19 protein-coding genes and 1 tRNA gene are annotated in these 22,967 nt (G+C 65.3%); 6 read left to right on the plus strand and 14 right to left on the minus strand.

Annotated features, from left to right (window positions below; all coding sequences use genetic code 11):
* Nucleotides 1-3,395, minus strand: a 3,395-nt coding sequence (locus tag WAZ62_RS11655; RefSeq protein ID WP_422643689.1) for a vitamin B12-dependent ribonucleotide reductase, incomplete at its 3' end; no start/stop codon positions are given.
* A 257-nt stretch (nt 3,396-3,652) separates the two neighbouring features.
* Between WAZ62_RS11655 and recJ the strand changes: the two genes are divergently transcribed.
* From recJ to WAZ62_RS11670, 3 genes are all read left to right on the plus strand, one after another.
* Nucleotides 3,653-5,479, plus strand: coding sequence for a single-stranded-DNA-specific exonuclease RecJ (recJ, locus tag WAZ62_RS11660; RefSeq protein WP_422643690.1), 1,827 nt, complete (start codon nt 3,653-3,655; stop codon nt 5,477-5,479).
* A 9-nt stretch (nt 5,480-5,488) separates the two neighbouring features.
* Nucleotides 5,489-5,782, plus strand: coding sequence for a chorismate mutase (locus WAZ62_RS11665; RefSeq protein ID WP_422643691.1), 294 nt, complete (start codon nt 5,489-5,491; stop codon nt 5,780-5,782).
* 77 nt (nt 5,783-5,859) lie between these two features.
* Nucleotides 5,860-5,935: transfer RNA gene (locus WAZ62_RS11670), tRNA-Glu, on the plus strand.
* Between the two features lie 238 nt (nt 5,936-6,173).
* Here WAZ62_RS11670 and WAZ62_RS11675 read toward each other — a convergent pair.
* The 5 genes from WAZ62_RS11675 to nikR all read right to left on the minus strand — a co-directional run bounded on the left by WAZ62_RS11675 (nt 6,174) and on the right by nikR (nt 10,661).
* Nucleotides 6,174-7,214, minus strand: coding sequence for a hypothetical protein (locus tag WAZ62_RS11675; protein ID WP_422643692.1), 1,041 nt, complete (start codon nt 7,212-7,214; stop codon nt 6,174-6,176).
* A 794-nt stretch (nt 7,215-8,008) separates the two neighbouring features.
* Nucleotides 8,009-8,446 carry a hypothetical protein gene (locus WAZ62_RS11680; RefSeq protein ID WP_422643707.1) on the minus strand — a complete coding sequence of 146 codons (438 nt, stop codon included), beginning with the start codon at nt 8,444-8,446 and terminating at the stop codon, nt 8,009-8,011.
* Between the two features lie 163 nt (nt 8,447-8,609).
* Nucleotides 8,610-8,834 (minus strand): AbrB/MazE/SpoVT family DNA-binding domain-containing protein, encoded by a 225-nt coding sequence (locus WAZ62_RS11685; protein WP_422643693.1) that lies wholly within the window; start codon nt 8,832-8,834, stop codon nt 8,610-8,612.
* A 114-nt stretch (nt 8,835-8,948) separates the two neighbouring features.
* Nucleotides 8,949-10,154, minus strand: a complete 1,206-nt coding sequence (locus tag WAZ62_RS11690) for a hypothetical protein (RefSeq protein ID WP_422643694.1) — start codon at nt 10,152-10,154, stop codon at nt 8,949-8,951.
* 66 nt (nt 10,155-10,220) lie between these two features.
* Nucleotides 10,221-10,661, minus strand: coding sequence for a nickel-responsive transcriptional regulator NikR (nikR, locus tag WAZ62_RS11695; protein WP_422643695.1), 441 nt, complete (start codon nt 10,659-10,661; stop codon nt 10,221-10,223).
* 108 nt (nt 10,662-10,769) lie between these two features.
* Between nikR and WAZ62_RS11700 the strand changes: the two genes are divergently transcribed.
* Nucleotides 10,770-11,150 carry a hypothetical protein gene (locus WAZ62_RS11700; RefSeq protein ID WP_422643696.1) on the plus strand — a complete coding sequence of 127 codons (381 nt, stop codon included), beginning with the start codon at nt 10,770-10,772 and terminating at the stop codon, nt 11,148-11,150.
* Here WAZ62_RS11700 and WAZ62_RS11705 read toward each other — a convergent pair.
* Nucleotides 11,131-11,952, minus strand: a complete 822-nt coding sequence (locus WAZ62_RS11705) for an FkbM family methyltransferase (protein WP_422643697.1) — start codon at nt 11,950-11,952, stop codon at nt 11,131-11,133. The genes WAZ62_RS11700 and WAZ62_RS11705 overlap by 20 nt on opposite strands.
* Nucleotides 11,953-12,128: 176 nt before the next feature.
* On the opposite strand from WAZ62_RS11705, the gene WAZ62_RS11710 reads away from it, so the two are divergent.
* The gene (locus WAZ62_RS11710; protein ID WP_422643698.1) at nt 12,129-13,541 is read left to right on the plus strand and encodes an undecaprenyl-phosphate glucose phosphotransferase; all 1,413 of its coding nucleotides are present in this window, start codon (nt 12,129-12,131) and stop codon (nt 13,539-13,541) included.
* Nucleotides 13,541-14,527, plus strand: a complete 987-nt coding sequence (locus WAZ62_RS11715; protein ID WP_422643699.1) for a hypothetical protein — start codon at nt 13,541-13,543, stop codon at nt 14,525-14,527. Before WAZ62_RS11710 ends, WAZ62_RS11715 begins: the two co-directional genes overlap by 1 nt.
* A 7-nt stretch (nt 14,528-14,534) precedes the next feature.
* Here WAZ62_RS11715 and WAZ62_RS11720 read toward each other — a convergent pair whose 3' ends face one another.
* The 7 genes from WAZ62_RS11720 to WAZ62_RS11750 all read right to left on the minus strand — a co-directional run.
* Entirely contained in the window at nt 14,535-15,410 is an 876-nt protein-coding gene (locus tag WAZ62_RS11720) for an FkbM family methyltransferase (protein ID WP_422643700.1), read from the minus strand.
* 12 nt (nt 15,411-15,422) lie between these two features.
* Nucleotides 15,423-16,754: a hypothetical protein gene (locus WAZ62_RS11725; protein ID WP_422643701.1), complete on the minus strand. Its 1,332-nt coding sequence runs from the start codon at nt 16,752-16,754 to the stop codon at nt 15,423-15,425.
* A complete protein-coding gene (locus tag WAZ62_RS11730) occupies nt 16,751-17,524 on the minus strand; it encodes a WecB/TagA/CpsF family glycosyltransferase (protein WP_422643702.1) in 774 nt (257 codons plus the stop codon). Before WAZ62_RS11730 ends, WAZ62_RS11725 begins: the two co-directional genes overlap by 4 nt.
* A gap of 23 nt (nt 17,525-17,547) precedes the next feature.
* Entirely contained in the window at nt 17,548-18,312 is a 765-nt protein-coding gene (locus tag WAZ62_RS11735; RefSeq protein ID WP_422643703.1) for a polysaccharide biosynthesis/export family protein, read from the minus strand.
* On the minus strand, nt 18,303-20,441 hold the full coding sequence (locus tag WAZ62_RS11740; protein WP_422643704.1) for a GumC family protein: 2,139 nt from the start codon (nt 20,439-20,441) through the stop codon (nt 18,303-18,305). The genes WAZ62_RS11735 and WAZ62_RS11740 overlap by 10 nt, the downstream gene beginning before the upstream one ends.
* Before the next feature lie 135 nt (nt 20,442-20,576).
* On the minus strand, nt 20,577-21,809 hold the full coding sequence (locus WAZ62_RS11745) for a hypothetical protein (RefSeq protein WP_422643705.1): 1,233 nt from the start codon (nt 21,807-21,809) through the stop codon (nt 20,577-20,579).
* A gap of 117 nt (nt 21,810-21,926) precedes the next feature.
* Nucleotides 21,927-22,967: hypothetical protein (locus WAZ62_RS11750; RefSeq protein WP_422643706.1), on the minus strand; the 1,041-nt coding region annotated here is incomplete at its 5' end.

Consider the following 22,967-nt stretch of genomic DNA (forward strand, 5'->3'; position numbering starts at 1 on the left):
CCGTTCGAGACCGGGGCGTTGGTCGCGGCCTTGTAGGCGGCGGCCTTGGCGTCGGTCGCCTCGCGGCGCTGCGGGGCGCCGTCGAGGGCGGCTTCGTCCGCGCCGTCGCCCATGGCGTCGAAGCGCAGGTCCGCCGGCTCGACATGGGCGAGATCGTTGCGGGCGAGGTAGGACACGGCCAGCTCGCGGAAGACATAGTCGAGGATGGACGTGGCCATCTTGATGACCTCGTTGCCTTCGACCATGCCCGCCGGCTCGAAGCGGGTGAAGGTGAAGGCGTCGACGAATTCCTCGAGCGGCACGCCGTACTGCAGGCCGATCGAGACCGCGATGGCGAAATTGTTCATCAGGCTGCGGAAGGCGGCGCCTTCCTTGTGCATGTCGATGAAGACTTCGCCCAGCTTGCCGTCGTCATATTCGCCGGTGCGCAGGTACACCTTGTGGCCGCCGACATTGGCCTTCTGGGTGTAACCCTTGCGGCGATGGGGCAGGCGGTGGCGCACGCCGTCGGCCGGCACCACCTTCTCGACGATCCGCTCGACGATGCGCTCGGCGATGACCTGGCCCTTCACCATCGGGTTGGCGTCCTCGCCGACTTCGTCGTTCACCTCTTCGAGGATCTGGCTGGCGAGCGGCTGGGACAGTTTCGAGCCGTCGCGATAGAGCGCGTTGGCCTTCAGCGCGAGGCGCCAGGACAGCAGATAGGCTTCCTTGCATTCCTCGACCGTGGCCGAGGACGGCATGTTGATGGTCTTGGAGATCGCGCCCGAGATGAAGGGCTGCGCCGCCGCCATCATGCGGATGTGGCTGTCGACCGAGAGGAAGCGCTTGCCGATGCGGCCGCAGGGGTTGGCGCAATCGAAGACCGGCATATGCTCGTCGCGGATATGCGGCGCGCCCTCGAGGGTCATGGCGCCGCAGACATAGACATTGGCGATGTCGATGTCGGCTTTGGAGAAGCCGAGGGCGGCGAGGAAATCGAAGCCCGGATCATCCAGCTTCTCGGCCGGGAGCTTCAGCGTGTTCACGCAGAAGTCTTCGCCCAGCGCCCATTTGTTGAAGGCGAATTTCACGTCGAAGGCGGAAGCGAGGTTCTTCTCGATCGCCTCGATCTGCGCCGGGCCGAAACCCTTGGCCTTCAGCGCGGCATGGGAGATCGCCGGCGAGCCGTCGAGCGTGCCATGGCCGACCGCGTAGTCGATGATATCCGCGATCTCCTTCTCGCCATAGCCGAGGGTGGCGAGGCCGACCGGGACGATGCGGTTGATGATCTTGAAGTAGCCGCCGCCGGCCAGCTTCTTGAACTTCACGAGGGCGAAATCGGGCTCGATACCCGTGGTGTCGCAATCCATGACGAGGCCGATGGTGCCCGTCGGCGCGATCACCGTCGCCTGCGCGTTGCGGTAACCGTGCTTCTCGCCGAGTTCGAGCGCGAGATCCCAGGCCCGCTTCGCCGCGGCCGACAGGTCGCCCTCGCGGACATTGGCATGGTCGAGGGCGACCGGCAGGGTGTTCAGCCCCTCGTAACCCGTGGCGAGGCCATGGGCGGCGCGGCGGTGGTTGCGGACGACCCGCAGCATGGGCGCGCGGTTGTCGGCGAAGCCCGGGAAGGCGCCCAGCTCCCTGGCCATTTCGGCCGAGGTGGCATAGGCGACGCCGGTCATCACGGCCGAGATGGCGCCGCAGATCGCGCGGCCTTCGTCCGAGTCATAGGACAGGCCCGAGGCCATCAGATAGCCGCCGATATTGGCGAAGCCGAGGCCGAGCGTCCGGTAGCGATAGGACAGTTCGGCGATCTTGGGCGAGGGGAACTGCGCCATCGTCACCGAGATTTCGAGGACGAGAGTCCACAGCCGCACCGAATGCTCGAAGGCCTCGACGTCGAAGCTGCCATCGTCGCGCCGGAAGGTCAGCAGGTTCAGCGACGCGAGATTGCAGGCGGTATCGTCGAGGAACATATATTCCGAGCAGGGGTTGGACGCCCGGATCGGCCCCGAGTTGCTGCAGGTGTGCCAGTCGTTGATGGTGGTGTGATACTGGATGCCCGGATCGGCGCACTGCCAGGCGGCGAGGCCGACCTTCTCCCACAGCTCGGCGGCCTTCACCGTCTTCGCCACCTTGCCGGTGGTGCGATAGGTCAGGTTCCAGTCGCGGTCGGCGAGGACGGCGTTCAGGAATTCGTCGGTGACGCGGACCGAATTGTTGGAATTCTGGCCCGAGACCGTGAGATAGGCGTCCGAATCCCAATCGGTGTCATAGACGCGGAATTCGAGGTCGCGGTAGCCCTGTTTCGCGAACTGGATGGCGCGCTGGATGTAATTATCGGGGATCAGCGACTTGCGCGCGGCCTTGATCGCCGTCTTCAGGCCTTCGTTCTGCTTCACGTCGAAACGGGCTTCGCCGCCGACGACATCGGTATGGCAGGCCGCGAGGATGGCGTTCATATGGATTTCGGCCAGCTTGGAGCCGGCGACCAGGGCCGCCACCTTCTGTTCCTCGATCACCTTCCAGTCGATGAATTCCTCGACGTCCGGGTGATCGATGTCGACCACGACCATCTTGGCCGCGCGGCGGGTGGTGCCGCCCGACTTGATCGCGCCCGCCGCCCGGTCGCCGATCTTCAGGAAGGACATCAGGCCCGACGACTTGCCGCCGCCGCCGAGGCGTTCATTGGACGAACGCAGCTTGGAGAAATTGGTGCCGGTGCCCGAGCCGTATTTGAACAGGCGGGCTTCGCGGATCCACAGGTCCATGATGCCGCCGTCGTTGACCAGATCGTCCTCGATGCCCTGGATGAAGCAGGCATGGGGCTGCGGCCGCTCGTAAGCCGAGGTGGAGCGGGTGACTTCACCGCTCTTCTCGTCGACATAATAATGGCCCTGGGCCGGACCATCGATGCCGTAAGCCCAGTGCAGGCCAGTGTTGAACCATTGCGGCGAATTGGGCGCGCACATCTGGGCCGCCAGCATGAAGGCGAGTTCGTCGCGGAAGGCGAGGGCGTCGGCCTCGGCGTCGAACATGCCCGACTTCCAGCCCCAATAGGTCCAGGTGCCGGCCAGGCGGTCGAAGACCTGGGTCGCCGTGCGCTCGTCGCCGAAACGCTCGGCCTCGGGCAGGGCGGAGAGCGCCTTGTCGTCGGGGATGGAACGCCACAGCCAGGCGGGGACGCCCTTTTCCTTCACCTTCTTCAGGCGGGCGGGGATGCCGGCCTTGCGGAAATACTTCTGCGCGAGAATGTCGGTCGCGACCTGGCTCCAGTCCGCCGGCACTTCCATCGCGGCGAGCTGGAACACCACCGAGCCGTCGGGATTGCGGATCTCGCTCGACACCCTGGTAAACTCGATCCCGGCATAGGGAGAATTGCCTTCGGTCGTGAATCGCCGCTCGATCCGCATTTTTCGTGGTCCCCGAAACTTGATTTTGCGCCCTCGGACGGTCCGTCTGGCCCGTCGCCCCATCCACTGTTGTTCTGGCCAGACCCCATAGGTAGGTGGCGAGCCGTGGTTGGACACAAACTCTAGGCCCCGGGGACATGAGTCGGAAGAGGGAGAATTTCGTCCGGGGCAAGATTTTGTGCTTGCCTGCATCCCCGCATACCATGGGCGGCATGAATCGGGGGGCGGCCGGGCGTCGCCGGCCTTAAGATGTGTCCATGGTTGCTGATTCTTCCGCTCCGGCTCAAGCCGAATTCGCCCTCGGCGTCGCCACATCCTTCGCCGGGCGGCCCTGGCGCTTCCGTGTGCCCGACGATCGGGCGGCCCTTGGCCTGGCCCAGGCGACCGGGCTCGATCCCGTCACCTGCCGGGTTTTGATCGGGCGGGGCGTCGATCTGGACAATGTCGACCGTTTCCTCGATCCCGTGCTGAAGACCGACATGCCGGACCCTGCCGTGGTTCTCGACCTCGAAAAGGCGGCGGAGCGTCTGGCCGAGGCGATCGAGGCGGATATCCCGGTCGCGGTCTTCGGCGATTACGATGTCGACGGCGCGACGTCCTCCGCCGTGCTGATGCGCTATTTCACGGCCATCGGCCGCTCGCTCTTCCTCTATGTCCCCGACCGGCAGAAGGAAGGCTATGGCCCCAACACGCAAGCGCTCGAAATGCTGGCGCGGCAGGGCGTGAAACTGGTGGTCACGGTCGATTGCGGCACGCTGGCCTTCCAGCCCTTCGCCGCGGCGAAGGCCGCCGGGCTCGAGGTGATCGTCGCCGATCATCACCAGGCCGAGCCGCTGCTGCCCGAGGTGCGGGCGCTGGTCAACCCCAACCGGCTGGACGATTCGTCCGGCCTCGGCCAGCTCGCCGCCGTCGGTGTCACCTTCATGCTGGTGGTTGGGCTCAATCGAGCGCTCCGCCGTCGCGGTTTCTTCGAGCGGGAGGCGCGACCCGCGCCGGACCTCATGGGCCTCCTCGATCTCGTCGCGTTGGGCACGGTCGCCGACGTGGTGCCGCTGAAGGGGCTGAACCGCACCTTCGTCACGCAAGGACTGAAGGTGATGGCGGGCCGGCGCAACACGGGCCTCGCCGCCCTGATGGATGTCGCCCGTATCGACACGGCGCCCACCGCCTATCATTGCGGCTATCTGCTCGGCCCCCGGGTGAATGCGGGCGGCCGGGTCGGCCAGGCCGATCTCGGCGCCCGGCTGCTCGCGACCGATGATCCGGAACTCGCCGCCAGCATCGCCGAAAGGCTCGATGCCCTGAACCGCGAGCGCCAGCAGATCGAGAAGGAGGTGGAGGCCGCCGCGATCGAGACCGTGGAAGCCCGCCTTGCCCGCGCCAATGGCCCCGGGCCGCTGGTGATGGCGGCGGGCGCCGGCTGGCATCCCGGCGTCATCGGCATCGTCGCCAGCCGCCTGAAGGAGCGTTATCACCGCCCGACCTTCGTCCTGTCCATTCTCGAGAACGGCAAGGCCAAGGGCTCGGGCCGCTCGATCCCGGGCATCGACCTCGGCGCCGCCGTCTCCGCCGCCCGCGCCGTCGGCCTCGTCGAGGAGGGCGGGGGCCATGCCATGGCCGCCGGCATCACGATCGATATCGCCCGGCTGGAAGAACTCGAACATTTCTGGGCCGGGCGCATGGATGGCGCGGTGGAAAAGGCGCTGGCGGCCGACGGGTTGAAGCTCGATGCCGCCATCGGCATCGTCGGCATCAATGCCGATCTCGTCCGCCGCCTCGCTCAGGTCGCGCCCTTCGGCCAGGGCAATCCGGAGCCGCGTTTCGCCGTGCCCTCGGTCCGCGTCGCCCATGCCGCGGTCATGGGCAAGGGGCACCTCCGCCTCCGCCTGTCGGATGCCGGCGGCCGCTCGGCCGACGCGGTCGCCTTCCGCTCGGGCGACGGCGCGGTGGTCGATGCCCTCGACGCCGCCTTCAGGACGGGCGAGGCGCTCCATGTCGCCGGCCATGTCCGGGCCGAGACCTGGCAGGGGCGGGAGCGCATCCGCCTCTTCATCGAGGATGCGGCGCCGGCCGGGCGCGGCTAGGATGGGATCATGACTCGCTGCAACACCATGGAAGAAGTCCGCGCCGAGGTCGACCGCCTCGACCGCGAAATCGTGCGCCTGCTGGCCGAGCGGGAACAGCGCATCGCCGACGCCGGCCGCATCAAGGAAAGCCGCGACATCGTCCGCGACGAAGCCCGGGTCGAGGATGTGGTGGCCAAGGTCCGCATCCTCGCCCAGAATCACGGCGCGACCGCCGACCTGATCGAGGCGATCTACCGCGACATGATGGAGCGCTTCATCGCCCACGAATTCACGCTATGGGACGCAAACCGCGGGCTTTGAGCCCTTCCGCTTTTTTGTGTTGACCGCCGCGCGTGGAATATGTACTTGAGGCGCCTCGCTGATGCGAAGCCTCTTGCGTCCCCTTCGTCTAGAGGCCTAGGACACCGCCCTTTCACGGCGGCGACACGGGTTCGAATCCCGTAGGGGACGCCACAAGGCCACCGGCTGAGTGACAATCGTGACATTGCTGGACTTTGGAGATCGTTGCTGCTGCGAGGCAGAGGCGGGGATGGATCTGTTGAATTCGTTATAGTGTCCCTATAAATGAATTCAGACCTTCGATGTCCCATACCGCAATGGTAACTGCTGGCGGTTGAGGCTCTGTTAACTTTGCACCGCGATTAGGCGCTTAGAACGTCGTGCAGCGCCACAACGGCTACCGGCGGACAGGTTATCTAGCGGAAGGCGTGATCGTAGTCTCGATTAGGTCGGTGGCGTCGAACAGGCAGCGAATTCGGAATTTTTGCTTTAGGTTAAAGGCGTTCATGGCCGTGAAGCTCGAAAGGATTTGGGCACGGCCGGAGGCATAAGGGATATAGGCCAGATCCCAGAGCACAGAAAAATCGACGGTCGCGGGGTTAGTGGCGGCCGCGCGCGCGGCCGCTTCGCAAGCGAGCGTCGCCGCAGCCTGGTCAATCGGCGCCTTGGCCTGGAAGGAAGTTCCAGTGGCCGCGTCGCCTGGATGGAACCAAACATTAAAGGCGTCCGCCCCCTCGCCGCAGGTTACGAAGAAAACCGGGGCACCTGGCTTGCTCTTCGACGGCGATTTGGCCACAGAGGATGGGTCGATCTTGGAGCAGTTCCGGTTGTCACGGGCGATCTTGTTAACGACCGCCACAATCTCATTCTTGTAACGCGAGGTATCGCTGTCCCAGATGAAATCGGCCTCGACATAGATCCGGGCGCCGCCGTCGCTAACCTCGATGGTGCGAAGCAGACGATTGGGCACCCAGCCCTCGACATGTGTCAGCCACTCGGGCGTGACAATTTTGACTTTGGTCCATTCCGACTGGGTGCAAAGGCGGCGGACGGTGGTGCTGTTATCGACGGAGTGGTAGTGGGGCTCGCCCAGGGCGGCTGAGGCTTTCTCGTTCTTTACCTTTGCTGCGCTGGCCGAAGGCTCGATGCGGACCTCGTAGCTTCCGGTGACCGCCACGATATCCATCAAGGCGGCGCCGCCATCACCACAAGGTGCAGGAATTTCAGCACCCGGCGTGACCTTCGCGGCAGTATCAGCGGGAGCCAATGACGCCTGGTCTGCCAGGTTCGTGCGAACGGGCGGGCGTTCGATCAGGAAGCTTGTCGCGCCGACGAAGACGATCGAGATCACAAGGCAGATTGCGGCGCGGGAGCGGGTCCTGAAGGGCCTGAGCGGATAGGCCGCCGAGATGAGCGAATAAAGGGCTATTAGGCTGGCCAGCACGATGGCCAAGTGGAGAGTTATGTCGAGCACGTCAGCACCTTGAACTATCTCAGATCGTGCAAAATCATATCACACATCCTAAAATGATGGATGCATCAAATGGCTGCGCTCGGCGTTGCTGATGAACCGCGCGACCATCGGCGTGATCCGAAAATTTAAATATCCCGAAGGTCGATTTGTCCGGACTGATCCGCTGATGCCTAGCGCCAGCCGGTCATTTTCTTCCATTCATCCGCTGTTATACTTTTTTCGCGTGCCAGTATATTTCGATATTGATAATATCTATGTTGTCATCCCATCGAATGATGGGTCTGTATTTTAGAGACATAGTGAATTATTTATTAATATTTATATCAATATTGACGGCCGTCCGTATGGGGCTCCACAAGGCCGCCAGCTGAGTGACCTTCATGAATTCGCTGGAGCGTATGGACGACTTCCCCTGTAAATCGACGGGCTTCGTGTGGTTTGATCGTTAAGTTAAACATAGTGCCGGCTCCCCAATGGGAGAATACGTGAAACGGGAGGGCCAAGAAGAATGTGCAGCGGTTGGACATCCAACATTCAAATTTTATTTGACATTCTCAAGTCTGTAGAATTGATGACGGATGGATCGAAGACATTCAATGAGAAAATGCCAACAGTTATTCTTATTTTGGTGAAATGGTGGCCAGCTGATGTGCTGTATACCTTGAGGTTGCGCCTCCAGGTCATACATGAAGCTCGATTCGGTGCACTTGAACAAGTTCGGTACGGGGAAATTTGGCATTTTGATAGAATCCGTGAGAGAAAACGAAAGAGAATTATAGGCGATATAATTGATCTTTATGAATCGTGTCTTTTGGATGTCCATAAATTGGAATCCGAAGAATTTGATATAATATATCCGCTAAATCGTATCTATAAAGATGATCATACATAATCGCCATTGATAATGGTGCTTGGCAAAAAGTAAAATAGGTGGTCGCTCGAATTTCTATTGTCGGTGGAGGTCTAGAACAGTCCCCGGGTGGTATATTTCGATGATCGGCTGAAGCGGACTGGCAGTTGGCGGCCACCCAGCGCTGAAGCCCATCATCCGATTTTTCGCTGGCCGCGACACCCAGAACAACCCGCGTCGCCTCGCTTTCCCTGACATCGCGATACAGGCCGTTCATGCTCAGGGTGACGCCGAGGGAGACGAAGCCGGCGCGCTTGTTGCCGTCGACGAAGGGGTGGTTGCGGAGAATACTGACACAGATTGCTGCCGCTAGTTCGGGACCGAAATGGTCCCCTCGGCATCGGCCATAATTTGGCGGGGACGGGCCGGGGAAGCCTCCAGGGCGCCCCGTGCCCCGCCGTGTTCGGCCAGCAACTCCGCGTGCAGATCAATGATGGTTTCTGCAGGCGGGAGTACCGGCGCCTTCACTTCGCCAGCGCTGCCATGGTCCGGCGATAGCGGGCGGCAAAAGCACGGCCGACCTCCATGGCCTTGTTGTAGCCATCCTCGGCCTTGGCGATCTCGATCCGGCCGTCGCGTACCGTCAGGGCAACCTCGTCGCTGCGAGACATATTTGCCTCCCCCAGGACCTCACGGGGGACCGTGATGCCGGTCGAGTTGCCGACCTTGCCGAGACGGGTGGTGCGCATGGAGGTATCCTTGGAGCATTCAGGCAGTATGTAACAACGCCCGTTCGCACGTCACGGCATATCGATCGAAAGCGGATAGATAAGAACATCTACCGGTCCGGTTCCATCGATCCCTCAACTCAACACCGTCTCGATCTCGACATGGCCGCGCCCTGTCGCGTCGAGTTCGCGGCGCAGGCGGGTGGTCAGGGCGTTGCCTTCGGCGATGAAGGCGGCGCGGGCTTCGTCCGACCAGATCGGCTCCGCGCCGGCCTCGAGATCGGGGATCGCTTCCTCGAAGCTCATGTTCCAGGCCACGAGGTCCTCGGCCAGACGGTAGGACAGGCCGAAGTCGGCGGGGTTGATGTCCCGTTCTTCCTCGTCGGGGTCGAGGGCCGGGATCTGCAGTGGCCAGGACAGGCAGCGGGGGCTGATCCTGACCCTGGAGGCATCGGGCCAGCGGTTCAGGCCGGGCCGGGCCACGGGGGCGAAATCGAGTTTGACGCCCGGCAGGCAGGGCGCGATCTGTGCCAGCAGTTCGGCGCCCATCGCCGTGATCTCCTCCTGGGCGGACGGGTCGCGCAGGGCGGCGCGGCGGGGATCTTCCTCGTCGGCATGGGCCATGAACAGCTTGATCCAGTCCCGCAGCCGCGCCTGAAGCGCCTCGGGGACATGATCGTTCATGGACCAGAATTCCCAAGGGGCCCCGTCCGCCGCGTCGACGAGACCGGTGCCGTCCCACCCGGGCGTGAGGATCAGATGCGGGGGCGGGGGCTCCGGTGCCGCCGCCGACAGGTCTTGCGACGGCGCGCGGAGGAGGTGGCGAAGCTGGAAGCCGAGGGCGCCGGCAAGGCCGAGCACGACGAGGACGATGAGCGCCGGATCGATCTCGCCAAGCGGCCGCAGGCGACCATTCGCCGCCGCCGAGGCGACCACCAGCGTCGCCGCGCCGTAAACGGCAAAGGCCCGCCAGGTCGCGCGGCGGCCCGACGGCTCCGGCGGATCGTCGTGGTCGAGCCAGCGGGGCGCGACGAGGCCGAGATATAGCGCCTGGCCCAGCGTATTCACGATGAACAGCACCAGCGCCCCCCGCCAGAGGAGGGTGAGGGAAGCGCCGCCGAGGGCGATCAGGATCGCGGCGCCGATCAGCCAGCGCCGCCGGAAGCGGTCGGCGCCCGGCTCCGCCTTGCCGGAGATCTGCGCCAGCGCCCGGTCGAGAAAGCTGCCGAACACCGTCGCCCGCAGCGCGACGAGCCCGGCGAAGACATAGAAGGCGCCGATCAGGCGCAGCAGGATATCGGCCCAGAAGGGGCCCGCGAGGTCGAAGGTGCTGATGTCCATGCCCGGCTTCTCTGGAAACACCCGCCGCTTATGGCGCGAAGACGGGCGCGGGCGCGATGAAGCGCGTCACAGGTGGCGGTGAGGGGTGGGGGGCCTGTCCGCCGCTTCCTCGGTCGGGACCAGCACCAGGCGGCCGTGCTGCACGCCCCGTTCGGCCATCACATGATCGGCGAAATGGCGAACCTCGCCCACCTTGCCGCGCAGCAGGGCGACCTCCAGGCAATGGGCATCGTCGAGATGGACATGGGTCGTCGCCAGCGACAGGTCGTGATGATCGTGATGGGCATGGGTCAGGCGGGCGGCCAGATCGCGCTTCTCGTGGTCGAAGACATAGACGAGGGCGGCGACGCAAGGGTGCTCGCCATCCTCGGCCAGATGGGCTTCGCGCAGGCCCGCCCGCACCAGGTCCCGAATCACTTCCGAGCGGTTCTCGTAGTTGCGGGCGGCCATGAAGGCGTCGAGTTCGGCCGTCAGTTCGAGATCGAGGGTGATGGTCACGCGCTGCATGGGCTACTCCGCCGGATCGGTCCTTGTCCCCAGCCTAGGCAGGGCATCGCCCGGCGTCGAGCGCCACGGCGACTGGCGCCCCGCCCGCCGTCGTGACAGATTGGCGCCATGCCTCGCCTGCCCGCCCTGTTGCTGATCATGTTCCTGCCGGCCCTGGCCGCCGGCCCGGCGGTCGCCGACCGGGCGGAGGATGGTCAGGCGCGGCCGCGCTTCAACAATGAACTGCCGCCGGATGTGCGCGAGAATATCCGCGTCTACCTGCGCCGGGCCCTGCCGCCCATGTGGTGGCACGAGGACCCGCAGCCGACCGCGCTCGGTTACGAGGTCACCATCCATATTCCCGACAACTGGCGGGGATCGCCCGGCGGCGCGCTGCTGAACTTCTGCCCGGGGCCGAGCGATCCGGTCTGGCACAAGCTGCGCCAGATCGATCTTCAGGCGAAACAGAATTCCGTTGCCGGGGCGGTGGTCACCTGTCGGCCACGATGAGGTCGGTCAGTTTCGCCCTGGCCTGCGCCCGGGCGACGAAGATGAAATTATTGTAGTAGATCCGGCCTTCCAGCCGGTGGGTGCCGGCCTCGTTCAGGGCGCCGACATCCTGGTGAAGGGCGGGATCGAAAGCCTCGATCGGGCGAAGGCCCGTGCCGTCCAGGAAATAGCCGGTGTAGCCCAGCGGCTCCAGCCGCTGGCGCAGGGAGGCGACGGCGCCCGGCCGGTGCCGTTCCTCGGCCTCGATCAGCAGGGTGGGCAGGTCGCGCCCGATGATGGAAAGGCCGCCGTCGATCACCGCGATCTCGTGACCTTCGACGTCGATCTTCATGAAATCGATCTTGCCCCGCAGCACATCGTCCAGCCGGCGCTTCCGCACGGTGAAACTTTCCATCGGGGCATCGCCCAGCTTGGCGAAGGCGGTGCTCTCGACCGTGCCGAGGGCGGCGGCATCGACGGGAACATGCAGCACGATCTCGCCGACCGTGTCCGACAAGGCGCAGCCGTCGACCGTCAGCCGGCCATCGGCGATGGCCCGGCCGAAGCGCAACTGCATCACCCGGACCAGCCGGGGATTGGGCTCGAAAGCGAAGATTCGGGTGCCGAGGCGCAGCAGCCAATAGGTATAGAGACCGCGATTGGCGCCGATGTCGCAGACCGTCTCGCCGCGGGCGACGAGGCGCGGCAACAGCCGCATTTCCGGCTCGCCATCCTTCAGGGCGCGGCTGTCGCGGATATCCGCCAGCAGGCCGAACAGGCGGGGAAAGCGGGATTCGATCAGCGACTTCAAATGTGCCAGCACAATTCTGTCCTTCGGTTAAGTCGCGACAATGCTGTCAGAAGACACGATATTCGCGATCCGCGCCAGTCTTGCCCCGCATTGCGTGCCCGGGGTGGCCACGCGCCTTGACTGTTGTCGCCGCGGCGCCATGCTGGCCGAATATACCCGCTCGGGTATCGGGAATCGCCGGAGCCTTCATGATTTTCTGGACACACGGACTGATCAATCGCCTCGTGCGTCTGGGGGATCTGTTTGCCATCGCCATCGCCTTCATCGCCACCGGCGTGACCTGGCGGGGGCCGGGCCTCGATTTCAACCTGCTGCAATATGCGGTCGCCGGCGTGCTGTTCTTCACCCTCTTCGTCAAGCTGATGGAGGCCTCCAACAGCTACCGGGTGGAGCGTTACCGCAATCCGCTGTCGTCCATCCTGCGTCCGGCGGTGATGACCGCGATCGCCCTGCCGCTGACCGGCGCGATCGTCGGCATCTACCGGCCCGAGGTCTTCGCGCTGGGCGGGGAATTGCTGCGCTGGCTGGGCTGGGCGGTGGTGGCCCTGTCGATCAACCGCTTCATCGCCCGATATCTGGTGGCCAAGGCTTTCAACAGTGGCCTTCTGAAGCGCCGGGTGGCCATCGTCGGCGTGACCGACAAGACCGAACACATCATCGAGAGCCTGCGCCGGGAAGACCAGCGCCACACGTATGAGATCGTCGGCATCTATGATGATCGCGGGCCGGACCGCCGGGCCGAACAGGTGCTGGACGTGCCGGTTCTCGGCAAGGTCGAGGACCTGCGCCGGGCGGTCAGCGCCTCGAGTGTCGATGTCGTCATCCTGGCCCTGCCCTGGGTCGCCATGACAAGGATCGACGGCATGCTGGAGCGTCTGCAGGGCTTCGCCGCCGATCTTCTCGTCCCGCTCGAGAACAGCGACCTGCGGACCAGCTTCGCCTCGACCATCACCATCGCCGGGATGCGTTCCCTGTGCATGGCGCATCGCCCGCTGAAAGGATCGCAAGGGGTCCTGAAGGCGGCCGAGGACAAGGTGGTGGCCCTCATCGGCCTGACCCTGACCGCGCCCATCCTGCTGGCGGCGGCGCTCGCCATCCGCCTGACCTCGCCCGGTCCCATCCTGTTCCGTCAGCGCCGGGTGGGGTTCAACAACCAGACCTTCGACGTCTTCAAGTTTCGCACCATGACCGTCGATCCCCTGGATGACGGCACGCGCGGCACGCCGAAGGACAATCCGCGCATCACCAGGGTCGGCGCCTTTCTCCGCCGCAGCAGCATTGACGAGCTGCCGCAGCTCTTCAATGTCCTGCGGGGCGACATGTCGGTGGTGGGGCCGCGCCCCCATGTTCCCAACATGCTGGTCGGCAACAACACCTATCTCGAGGCGGTGCGCCAATATGCCTTCCGCTGCCGGGTGAAGCCGGGCGTTACCGGCCTGGCCCAGATCAATGGCGCCCGGGGCGGCATCCACACGGTGGAAAAGGCCCGCCGCGCGGTCGAATTCGACATTGCCTATATCGAGAACTGGTCGCTGTGGCTGGACATCAAGATCATGGCCAAGACCGTGATCGTCGGCCTGTTCGGCAGGGACGTGTTCTGATGCGGCTGCGGGTGGCGGCGGGTCTCGCCGCGGCCCTGTTCGGCCTTGCCGCGCCTGCGCGGGCGGGGGAGGCGCGGCCCTTCGTCGTCTATCATGAAAGCTGGCTGGAGCGACCGGCGACCGGGGGCATAGCCACCACCCTGGCCTTCATGCCGCCTTACGCCAATATCGTCGTGCTGTCCTTCGCCCGGCCCGACCTGGTCTATCCCGGCGCTCTCGACATCGGCGGGACCGGCCTCGAATATCAGTTCGGCGGCACCATCCTGCGCGAGGCGATCGCCCTCCTGAAGCGCGGCAATCCGGCGACTCGGGTGCTGCTCGGCGTCGGCGGCGATGGTTACAAGGAGGGCTGGCCCGCCTATGACCCGGTGGCCGCCGCCCGTCTGGTCGCCGATCTGGGCGCCGATGGCATCGATCTCGACTACGAGCCGCCCCGACCCGATTGCCGGCCCCCGGCCGAGGCGGGACGCATCGTCTGCGCCAGCGACGCCAGCTGGCGCGATCTTGTCCGCAGGACGCGGGCGGTGCTGCCCCGGCCCCTGATGCTCTCGATCCCGGTCTGGAGTGTTGGTGCCTATGGCGAGGGGGAATTCGCCGCCGCCCGGCCGGTTTCACCCTATACGGGCGTGATGCTCGACCTGCTGCGTTCGCCCGAGGCGGCGTCGGTCGATCTGCTCTCGATCATGAGTTACGAGGCCGGGCCGCAGTTCGATCCGGCCCAGGCCTTCAGGGCCTATCGCCATTACTGGCAAGGTCCGCTGACGATCGGGATCAATGTCGTCTCCAGCATTCCGGGCGACGACTGGAGCTTGCCGCGCATCGAGGCGATGCTGTCCACCCTGGCGACGGTTGACGACCCCGGGGCGGGCGCCATGCTCTATGCCGCCCTGCAGCGGACCTCGGACGGCAGTCCGGACGGGCGACGGAAATTGCAGGCCATCTGCCTTGGCCTTGGCCTCGGCGCTTGCGGGGACGTGCTGCCCTGAGCGTCTCTCAACGGCGCGGCTGACGGCCTTGCGGATGCACGGCGGTCAGATTGCCCCATTCCTCGGGCACGCTTTCGCGGGGGCTCAGCCTTCCGTCCGTCTGCCGGATGAAGAACTGATAGCCGAAGGCCGCGATGGCGTGGAAAGCGCTGGCGGTGTCGTCGCCGCGCTGCTTCTGCAGGTCGGCGTTCACCTCGAACAGGATGATCGGCCGGTGCCGGGCGATGGTGTCTGACGCCCCGGCGATGACGAGGGCTTCCGCCCCCTCGACGTCGATCTTCAGGACATCCAGCCGGCCGGGGGCGAGTTCGGCCATCAACTGATCGATGGTCGTCAGTTCGACCTCTTCCGTCTCCGCGTTACTGCCGTCGTTCAGCAGCGAATAGGTCTGGGGATCGTCGCCGAGCGGGACATGGTAGAAAACCGCCCGGCCGATATGGTCCGAAGCCGCCTTGCGCACCAGCCTGACCTGACTGAACCCGGGGTTGAGCGCGATATTGGCGGCCAGCCGCCCGGCCGAGAGTTGTCCGGGCTCGATCGCGACGACAAGCCCGCCGGATCCGACGAGGGGGGCCGCCTGCAGGGTGTAGATGCCGATATTGGCGCCGACGTCGAACACCACGTCGCCCGGCCCGACCAGGCGGTCGAGATAATGAAGTTCGGTCTCGGCCCAGTCCCGCAGCAGAAAGCAGGAGATGGAGGTGTAACGGTAATCGGCGGGCAGGCGCAGCCGCCCGCCACCGGCCGAAAGGCGAATGACCGGGGCGTGCTTCAGACTGACCCAGAACACCCAGGTCAGGGCGTGCCACAGGGTGGCGAGCGGGGCCGCCTGGAACCCCGGATGGGACAGGAGTTTGCGGACGCGGCGAAACAGACGCTGCACGATGGGAACCTGTCAGGGAGGGGGCGGAGATGCCCGCTGTTGGCGGCGCCCGGCAAGATAGACGGACAGGGCGGCCGCTGTCGCGAATTCTCCGGGTGTGAACATGACCGAATAGATGATGCTGGCGATCGAGACATAGAGGATGAGATCGCGGAGCGCCAGCGCCATCGGATCGCCATCACCCGCGTTGCGCCAGGCGACATGGAGACAGCCGAGCAGGCAACCGGCGATCAGCAGGACCCCCAGCAGGCCATATTCGAACATGATCCCGACCCAGCCGAGATCGGCCAGGAAGAACTGGGAATCGCCGAAGACGTCGGCCATGGTCACGGCGCTGAAGCGGGTGATCGAGCCGACGCCGAAGAGCAAACGGATGGGGTCGCCGAACATGAACTGGGTGGCGAGAGCCAGCGAGTTCTGCCGGATGGTCAGCGAGCCGCCCAGGTTGCTCTTGGCCGCTTCGCCGATGATGCCGGTCGCCAGCACGAAGACCAGCGCCGCCGCCGCCATGGCGCCCCCGAAGATGACGAGACTGTGCAGGCGTCGGGGCAGCGCCGTCGACAGCGACCAGCCGACCAGCAGCAGGGTGACGGCGATCGCCGTCCGCTGCTTGTAGATCAGGACTTCGGCGATGACGCAGGCCGCGACAATGCCCAGCAGCCACAGCCGTCCCGGCCGGGAAACCGCCTGACGGGCGCACCAGAAGACGAAGAGATTGCCGAAGAACATGGGCATGTAGATGCGATAGCCGCGCTCGAACTCGAACATGAACAGCTTGCTGTCGGCGTTGTTGCCCTGATAGGCCGAGGCCGGCATGACGATCCACAGGAAGACCATCATGCCAAAGGTCGTCGCCCCCAGGATCACCAGCGAGCGCTCGACATGGGATGCCTTCGGTTTCGCCAGGATGAGCAGACCCAGCAGCGAGAAATAATAGGTCAGCGGCCAGGATTTGGCCGTCGTCGCCATGGCGTCGAACAGGCCGTTGCCGAGCTGCATCATCGAGACCAGCGGGGTCACGCCAAGGACATAGGTCAGCATGACGAGGAACGGCAGGGTCAGGGGCGGCTTGGCCCGCGACAGGCCGATCGGCACCAGCGCCAGCGTCAGGGCCGGCCAGGCCTTGGAGAGGTAATAGGCCGGCATGACGTCGATCAGGTAATGGAACGTCTGGCCGAACATCGGCAAGGTGAGCGCGAACAGGAGAACCAGCGCCGCGCGGTGCTCTTCCTCGACGGGCAGGCCCGTCCGCGTCGGGGCTGGTGTCGAGGGTGTCGCGGGCAACCCGACCGGGCGAAGGATCTGGCCCCGCCGCCGGACGGCCCGGACGCTTCCGTTCGTCACCTGCCGCTCTCGGCCGGGGGCAGGGGGGCCGGCGCGTGGGGCTTCAGGCCGAGCCGGGCCTTCAGCGCGATCCAGACCACCGGGAGAGATTGCTGGAACACGCGCTTGGCGTGGCGGCGCGGGTTCAGGATCAGACGATGCAGGGATTCGAGCGCGAAACGGCGCATCCAGGCCGGTGCCCGGGGAATGAGGCCGGTGGCGAAATGCAGCGATCCGCCGATGCACAGCGCGACGCCGACCGCGCCGCCCAGTTCGACGGCGCGCAGCGCGATCATTTCCGACTGCGGGCAACCGCAGGCGATGAAGACATAGCGGGACGGGTTGGCGATGATGAAACGCGCCGCCGCCTCGATCGCCACCGGGTTCCGGATCAGCCCCATCGGCGGTTCATGGTGGGCGATGCGCGTCAGGCCATATTGCGCCTTCAGCTCGGTGAACAGTTTCTCGTCGCCGCCGATGATGGCGACCGTGTCGTCGGGCTTGATGTAGCGCTTCAGCAGAAGGGCGGTCAGGTCGCTGCCCGCCGCCAGCGGCAGGTGAAGGCCGAACAGCAGCCGGCCCAGCAGGCGCAGGATCTGGCTGTCGCAGGTGACGAGCCAGGCATGGGCATGGACCGTCGCGAAATTGCGGTCGCCCTGGTCGAGGGCGACGACATGCTGGGCGTTGGGCGTCACGACATAGACGAGGGGCGCGCCGGGATCGCGCCCGGCGACCGCCGCCGCCGTCGCCTCGACGTCGATCGGGGTGATCGAAAGGCCAAGGAAATCCACGGCCGGGGGAAAGTCCTGCGTCGTCATAGCGGCGGCAAGGTGCGACCGGTCTCGGTCTGCCAGGTGCGGTTGATCGAATAGTTGAACTGCGGATCCCAGGGCAGCGTGTTGTCGATATATTGCTCGACCCAATGGCCGACTTCGCCGGCAAGGCTGCGCGGCACGAACAGAAGATCACCCGAGACCAGCATGACGTCATCCGCCGGGTCCATGCGCTGGATGAAGTTCTGGATGTCGATGGTGCGCATCATCGGCTTGCCATCGGGCGCGCGGCGGATCAGCACGACCTCGTCGGGCCGGGCTTCGTCGCGGAAACCACCGGCATTGATGATCGCCTCGAGCGGGGTGACGGGGCCGGTGACCAGATAGGCGCCGGGTGCCGCGATACTGCCGCCGACATAGATGCGGGACGAGGCATAGGTCTTCACCTGCACCGCGACCACGGCATCGGCCGCGAGGAAGCGCCGGGCGGCGACCTTGATCTTGCTCTCGAATTCGCCGGGGGTCAGGCCGGCGGCCTCGATCTGGCCGGTGGTGCGGAGGCCGACATGGCCATCGGGACTGACCGTCACCTCGTCGTCCATCTCGGGTGTCAGCAGGAATTTCACCTGGAGGATATCGCCCGGCCCGATGTGATATTGCGGCTTGCTGTCGACCCAGGTCGAGAAACGGTCGGGCTTGACCACGTCTTCCTGAATATAGACCTCCTGGCCGGTGCAGCCCGACAGAAGGCCGGCCGCCACCAGAATGGCCGCGAACAGATGGGGATGGCCCAGACTCACAGCCATTTGTAGACCCTTGACGGAATATGGAAGCGGCGCCCGGCCATGATGAAGCCGAGGATATCACCCCCGGCATCCAGCACCGAGTCCCGAGTCCAGACGGCCGCCGGCCCACGGCTGCTTTCGGCCTTCAGCAACAGGATGGTGGCATCGACGATGGCGGACGCGCGCCGCCCGATATGGCTGCGGGCCAGCGGTGGTGCCAGCAGGATGACGAGGTCGAACGACTTCTGCAGGGCCGCGACACCCTCCACCGCCTTGTGCAGGGGAACGCGCGGATCGAAAACCGCGCTGGACAGGGGCTCGATCGCGACCCGCGCCCGGTCGAAGTCGGGCAGGGCGGTGTGGCCGACCTCGGCGGTGACGCCATCCGCCGGGGTGTTCGCCCGCAGCCCGAGGGATTTGGCCATGGCCTGATTGTCGCTGAGGTCGACCAGCAGGACCTCGAGATCGCGGTGCACCGCGCATTCGGTCAGCAGGCCGCGCACGAGCGCGATGTCCACGGCATCGCTGTCGACCGGCATCAGATGCAGGCTGCCCAACCCGCGGTCGCCCACCCGCGTGTCGAGGATCAGGGACGACAGGTGCCCCAGTTCCTCGTCGGAAGCGCGGTCGTGCGGGCGGGGGGCGCCCAGCATGAAGCTGGCCAGCGCGGCGAGGCCGAGCTGACGCTCCGCCTCGCTGGGCAGCAGATAGACCTGGCGGTTGAGATTGGCGAGGAAGCCGCCGGCGATACCGGCCAGCAGGCCGCCGAAGAGCCCCGCGGCCAGGAAGCTCCAGGCCATGGTCGCGCCCGTGACCGGGATTTCCGGCAGTTCGATCACGCGGACGTTATTGGTCTGCTCGGCCGCCGCCTTCTCGTCCATCTTCACCGCTTCGGCGCGCAGCGCGTACTGGTGATAGACATCTTCCATGACCTTGCGCGTCCGCTCCAGCTCGTGCAGCAGGAATTGCGCCTCGCGCAGCACGTCGACCCGCCCCGCCGATTCCTTGGCCAGCCGGTCGAGTTCGGCGATCTGGTCGTTCAGGCCATCGCTCTCGACCTGAAGTTCGAACAGGCGCGAATTCATGAAATCGAGCGTCGGGTTCCGAACCTCGCGGTCGATCTGGTACTGCGGTTTCTTCTTCTCCCGGATCGATTCCCTGAGGAGGGCGATGCGCTGCTCGGTCTGGGCCCGAAGCGGGAAATCCGGCGCGTAGAGTTTCTTCAGCGCCTGCAGCTCGAGTTCGAGCTTGGTCAGGAGGTTGCGATCCTCGTCGTTCAGGATCTGGTTGGTCTGCTCGCCATAATCGAACAGGCGGGAAGGCTCGGCCGCCAGCTTGGCCCGGGCCGTCGTTACCTGCTCGATGACGGTGGCGCGGCGCTCCTGTGCCTGGCGGATGCGCTGCAACAGCACGTCCGACTGGTTGACGGCCAGGATGATGTCCTGATCGATCTCGATGACGCCATATTTCTGCTTCACCGCCCGGATCTGCGCGTCCAGCCCCTGCAGGTCCTGGGAGAAACGCCGCACTTCCTCGGTCAGCAGGGGGGAGCGGACGACATCGAAAACCTTCCGTCGCCGTTCCTGGTAATATTTGATCACGGACGCCGCGACAGCGGCGGAAATCTCCGGGTCGACATGGCGGAAGGTGACGGCGATGACGCTGCTTTCCTCGCGCACCTGAGCCTTCAGGTCGCCGCGCAGTCTCTCGACGGCGCGCTGGATCCACTGGCTTTCGTCGACGGCGGGCAGAATGCCCAGCATCCGACGCCGGGCGATTTCAGGGTAGAGCACCTCGGGTCGCAACTGACGCACGACATCGCCCAGCACCCCATCCGAGACGATGATCTCCGCTTCGGACTGGACGAGCTTGAGGCCTTCGATCGAGAGGACCGAGGGGCCGGCGTCGCTCACGCTGTCGGATCCGCTGTGTTCGCGGTTGACGAGCACGAGGAGAAGGCCGCTGGCCGTGTAATATTTCTTCGCGGTCAGGGAGGCGGCGATACCGATCAGCACGGGGATCATGCCGACGATCACGATCGTCCGCCAACTGTAGAAGGCGAAGATCAGCAGATCCCGAACGGTATATCCACCACGCGCTGCCGCCGGCGCCGATCTGGCCCCCGCTCGCGTGGACGCGCCCTGCTCCAATTGTCTCTCCGCCCCCGATGACCGTGCCGCCCCTCGCGGAGCCGGACAGTTGCCACATTGGCCAAAGCGACGTCACAACTCAAGGACTTAGAGCCCCCAAATCTTTGGGAATCAAGGTGTTGGCCGAGCTGCTCTCTACTGGAATCCGAGGGCGAGCTGCAGCGAGCCGGCGATGAAGCCGGTAACGGCGCCAAGGACGAAGAAAATCCATTCGTCTTCCTGAAAGGCCGGGCGCAGCAAGTCCTGGAATTCCTCGGGGGACAGCGCGCGCGTCCGCTCGGCCAGGAAGCGGGAGAGAAATTTCGCGCGCTCCTTGTTGAAGGCTTCGTCCTCCAGCGGATCGAGGGCCATGAAGGTCGATTTCTCGGCGATGGCGGATTTCAGCCCGGCATAGCCGTCCGGCCCCATGGAGAGCTGGAGCGTGGTGCGGATGACCGGCGATTCGAGCATCGGCGCGAGGTGCTTCTTGATGATCAGCCGGGTCTTGCCCGATTGCCGGCCGACCAGGATCTCGCGGGTGATGCGGCCGATGGTCAGCATTTCGCTGGCGGCGAGTTCGGCGAATTTGTCGGCGATCTCGTTCTGGCGGCGCAGGAACACGCCCTGGAAACGCCAGGGGCCGATGCGCACCGGCTTCAGGGGCCGGAACACCATGGAAAGCGCGATCCAGTTGGTCAGGAAACCGAGGACGGCGGCATAGGCGGGCAGCAGCCAATGGGCCGGGATGAAATAGAACAGCACCATCTGCAGGACGCCAAAGGCGAGGCCGATCCAGAAGCTGGAGCGGATGACGAAGGCCAGTTCCTTGTTGCCGACCTCCATGAACATGCGGACGACCAGGCTGCGGTCGGCCTCGACCTGATTGCCGATCATCTCGCGGATATCGACGAGGTCTTCGGCGTGGTCGATGATGTCGTCCATCATCGCGCCCATGACCTTGGTCAATTGGCCGCGGGCGTGGTTATAGACGCGGTTGCGCACCAGGCGGGGCAGATTGGCCCAGAGCACTGGGCTCTGTTCCGACATCAGGTCGTCGACATAATCCTCGATGCGGGCGCCGACGGCCTTGGCCACCTGTTCCGAGATCTTCTCCGGCTCCATCTTGCGCATGAAGTCGCTGAGGGTGCCGATCTTGGCCAATGTCTTGTCGACGAGGATGTTCGACATCTTGCGCGCCTTGCGCGGCACGACGCCCTGCCAGCCGAGGAAGGGATCCAGGAAGCCGACGAAATGGACGGGGTAGAAGACCATCTGCATGGCCATCCAGACATGGACCCAGGTCACGACGGCCGCGACGATCGGAATGCTGACGAAGCCCCAGAAATCGGGCCTGCTCGTCAACTCGGCCCAGAACACGCCCAGATCCATCAGTCTCCCCCGCACTTTTGAGGGCGGTCTGCGCCGCCTCGTGAATGATTAGCCCGGCGGGGCCATGGCGACCAAGCCGGAACCCTCCCGCTTTCGGGGCTTTGCGCGCTTATCCGCTCACGGCAGCGCGGCGGCGAGGCCGACCGCCAGAAACACCCCGGCGACGGTGGCGTGCATCAGCGGCAATTCGCTGCGCAGCACATTCCGCTGCATACCGAGGAAGGCCATTTCATCGAGGGCGTCGAGCTTGTCCCGCACCCGCAGGCGCAGCCGTTCGGCGCAGCGGGCGACCAGTTCGGGCTCGCGCGCGGTCACCTGCAGCAGCGAGAGCAGTTCCGTGGTCGCGGCTTCGATCATGCCCTGCATGGCCCGGCGCGGGATGACGAGATTGAGCAGGCCACCCCCGGGCAGGCGGGCGAAGACGGCGGCCACCCGGCGTTCCACGATGGCGCGGGTGCCGATCGCGCCCCGTCCGGCGACAAGTTCGTCGATCACGACATCGAGGCGGAAGGATTCATCCGCGACCGTGTCGACGTAAAGCGTGGTGATCATCGGCCTTGCCGGCAGCAGGGGTGTGAAACAGCGCGCGGGCAGGCGGTGGCGCCAGCGCGCGGGCGGCGGCGTGAACAGCCAGTCGATGGCGAGACGGCTGGCGCCATAACCAAGCAAGGCCCCCGCCAGCATCGACGGCGCGCCGGGAATGAAGACAGGCAGCAGCAGGGGCAACAGGCCAAGGCCCGGCAAGACCGCCATCAGGGAGCGGAAACCCGGCGTCGCCACCAGGGCGACCATGCGCGCCAATTCCCGGGGACGGGCACCAAAATACCGCTCCTGCATCGCGGGGATGTCGATCAGATCGTCGATGGAGGCGACAATCTCGGCCATGGCCTGATCGACCGCGCGGGGCACCGTGCGCGCCAGATGGTCCTCGAACTGCACCTTGGCGGCGCCGGGCAGGCCGCGCCACATCATGCCGAGATGAGCCGTGGCGACCCGGTGGAGAATCGCCTCCCGCTCGGCGGCAAAGGCCGCGTTCACATTCGTCGCGATATCCCCGGGGCCGAGCGCCAGCGCCAACTCCCGCAGAGGCCCGACCGCGTCAAGGCTGAGGGCGCCGACGCGGCGGCCGATTTCGGCGCTGCGCGCGGCGATCAGGGG

The sequence above is a fragment of the Zavarzinia sp. genome (assembly GCF_049306435.1).
In the GTDB taxonomy this organism is placed as follows: Bacteria; Pseudomonadota; Alphaproteobacteria; order Zavarziniales; family Zavarziniaceae; genus Zavarzinia.

Excerpts from the sequence above, each read along its gene's own strand:
- WAZ62_RS11715 (WP_422643699.1), top strand. The coding sequence starts at position 13,541 with ATGCGGCTGCGGGTGGCGGCGGGTCTCGCCGCGGCCCTGTTCGGCCTT.
- WAZ62_RS11690 (WP_422643694.1), bottom strand. The coding sequence starts at position 10,154 with ATGGACATCAGCACCTTCGACCTCGCGGGCCCCTTCTGGGCCGATATC.
- WAZ62_RS11665 (WP_422643691.1), top strand. The coding sequence starts at position 5,489 with ATGACTCGCTGCAACACCATGGAAGAAGTCCGCGCCGAGGTCGACCGC.
- WAZ62_RS11735 (WP_422643703.1), bottom strand. The coding sequence starts at position 18,312 with ATGGCTGTGAGTCTGGGCCATCCCCATCTGTTCGCGGCCATTCTGGTG.
- WAZ62_RS11745 (WP_422643705.1), bottom strand. The coding sequence starts at position 21,809 with ATGGATCTGGGCGTGTTCTGGGCCGAGTTGACGAGCAGGCCCGATTTC.
- WAZ62_RS11700 (WP_422643696.1), top strand. The coding sequence starts at position 10,770 with ATGCCTCGCCTGCCCGCCCTGTTGCTGATCATGTTCCTGCCGGCCCTG.
- recJ (WP_422643690.1), top strand. The coding sequence starts at position 3,653 with ATGGTTGCTGATTCTTCCGCTCCGGCTCAAGCCGAATTCGCCCTCGGC.
- WAZ62_RS11685 (WP_422643693.1), bottom strand. The coding sequence starts at position 8,834 with ATGCGCACCACCCGTCTCGGCAAGGTCGGCAACTCGACCGGCATCACG.
- nikR (WP_422643695.1), bottom strand. The coding sequence starts at position 10,661 with ATGCAGCGCGTGACCATCACCCTCGATCTCGAACTGACGGCCGAACTC.
- WAZ62_RS11710 (WP_422643698.1), top strand. The coding sequence starts at position 12,129 with ATGATTTTCTGGACACACGGACTGATCAATCGCCTCGTGCGTCTGGGG.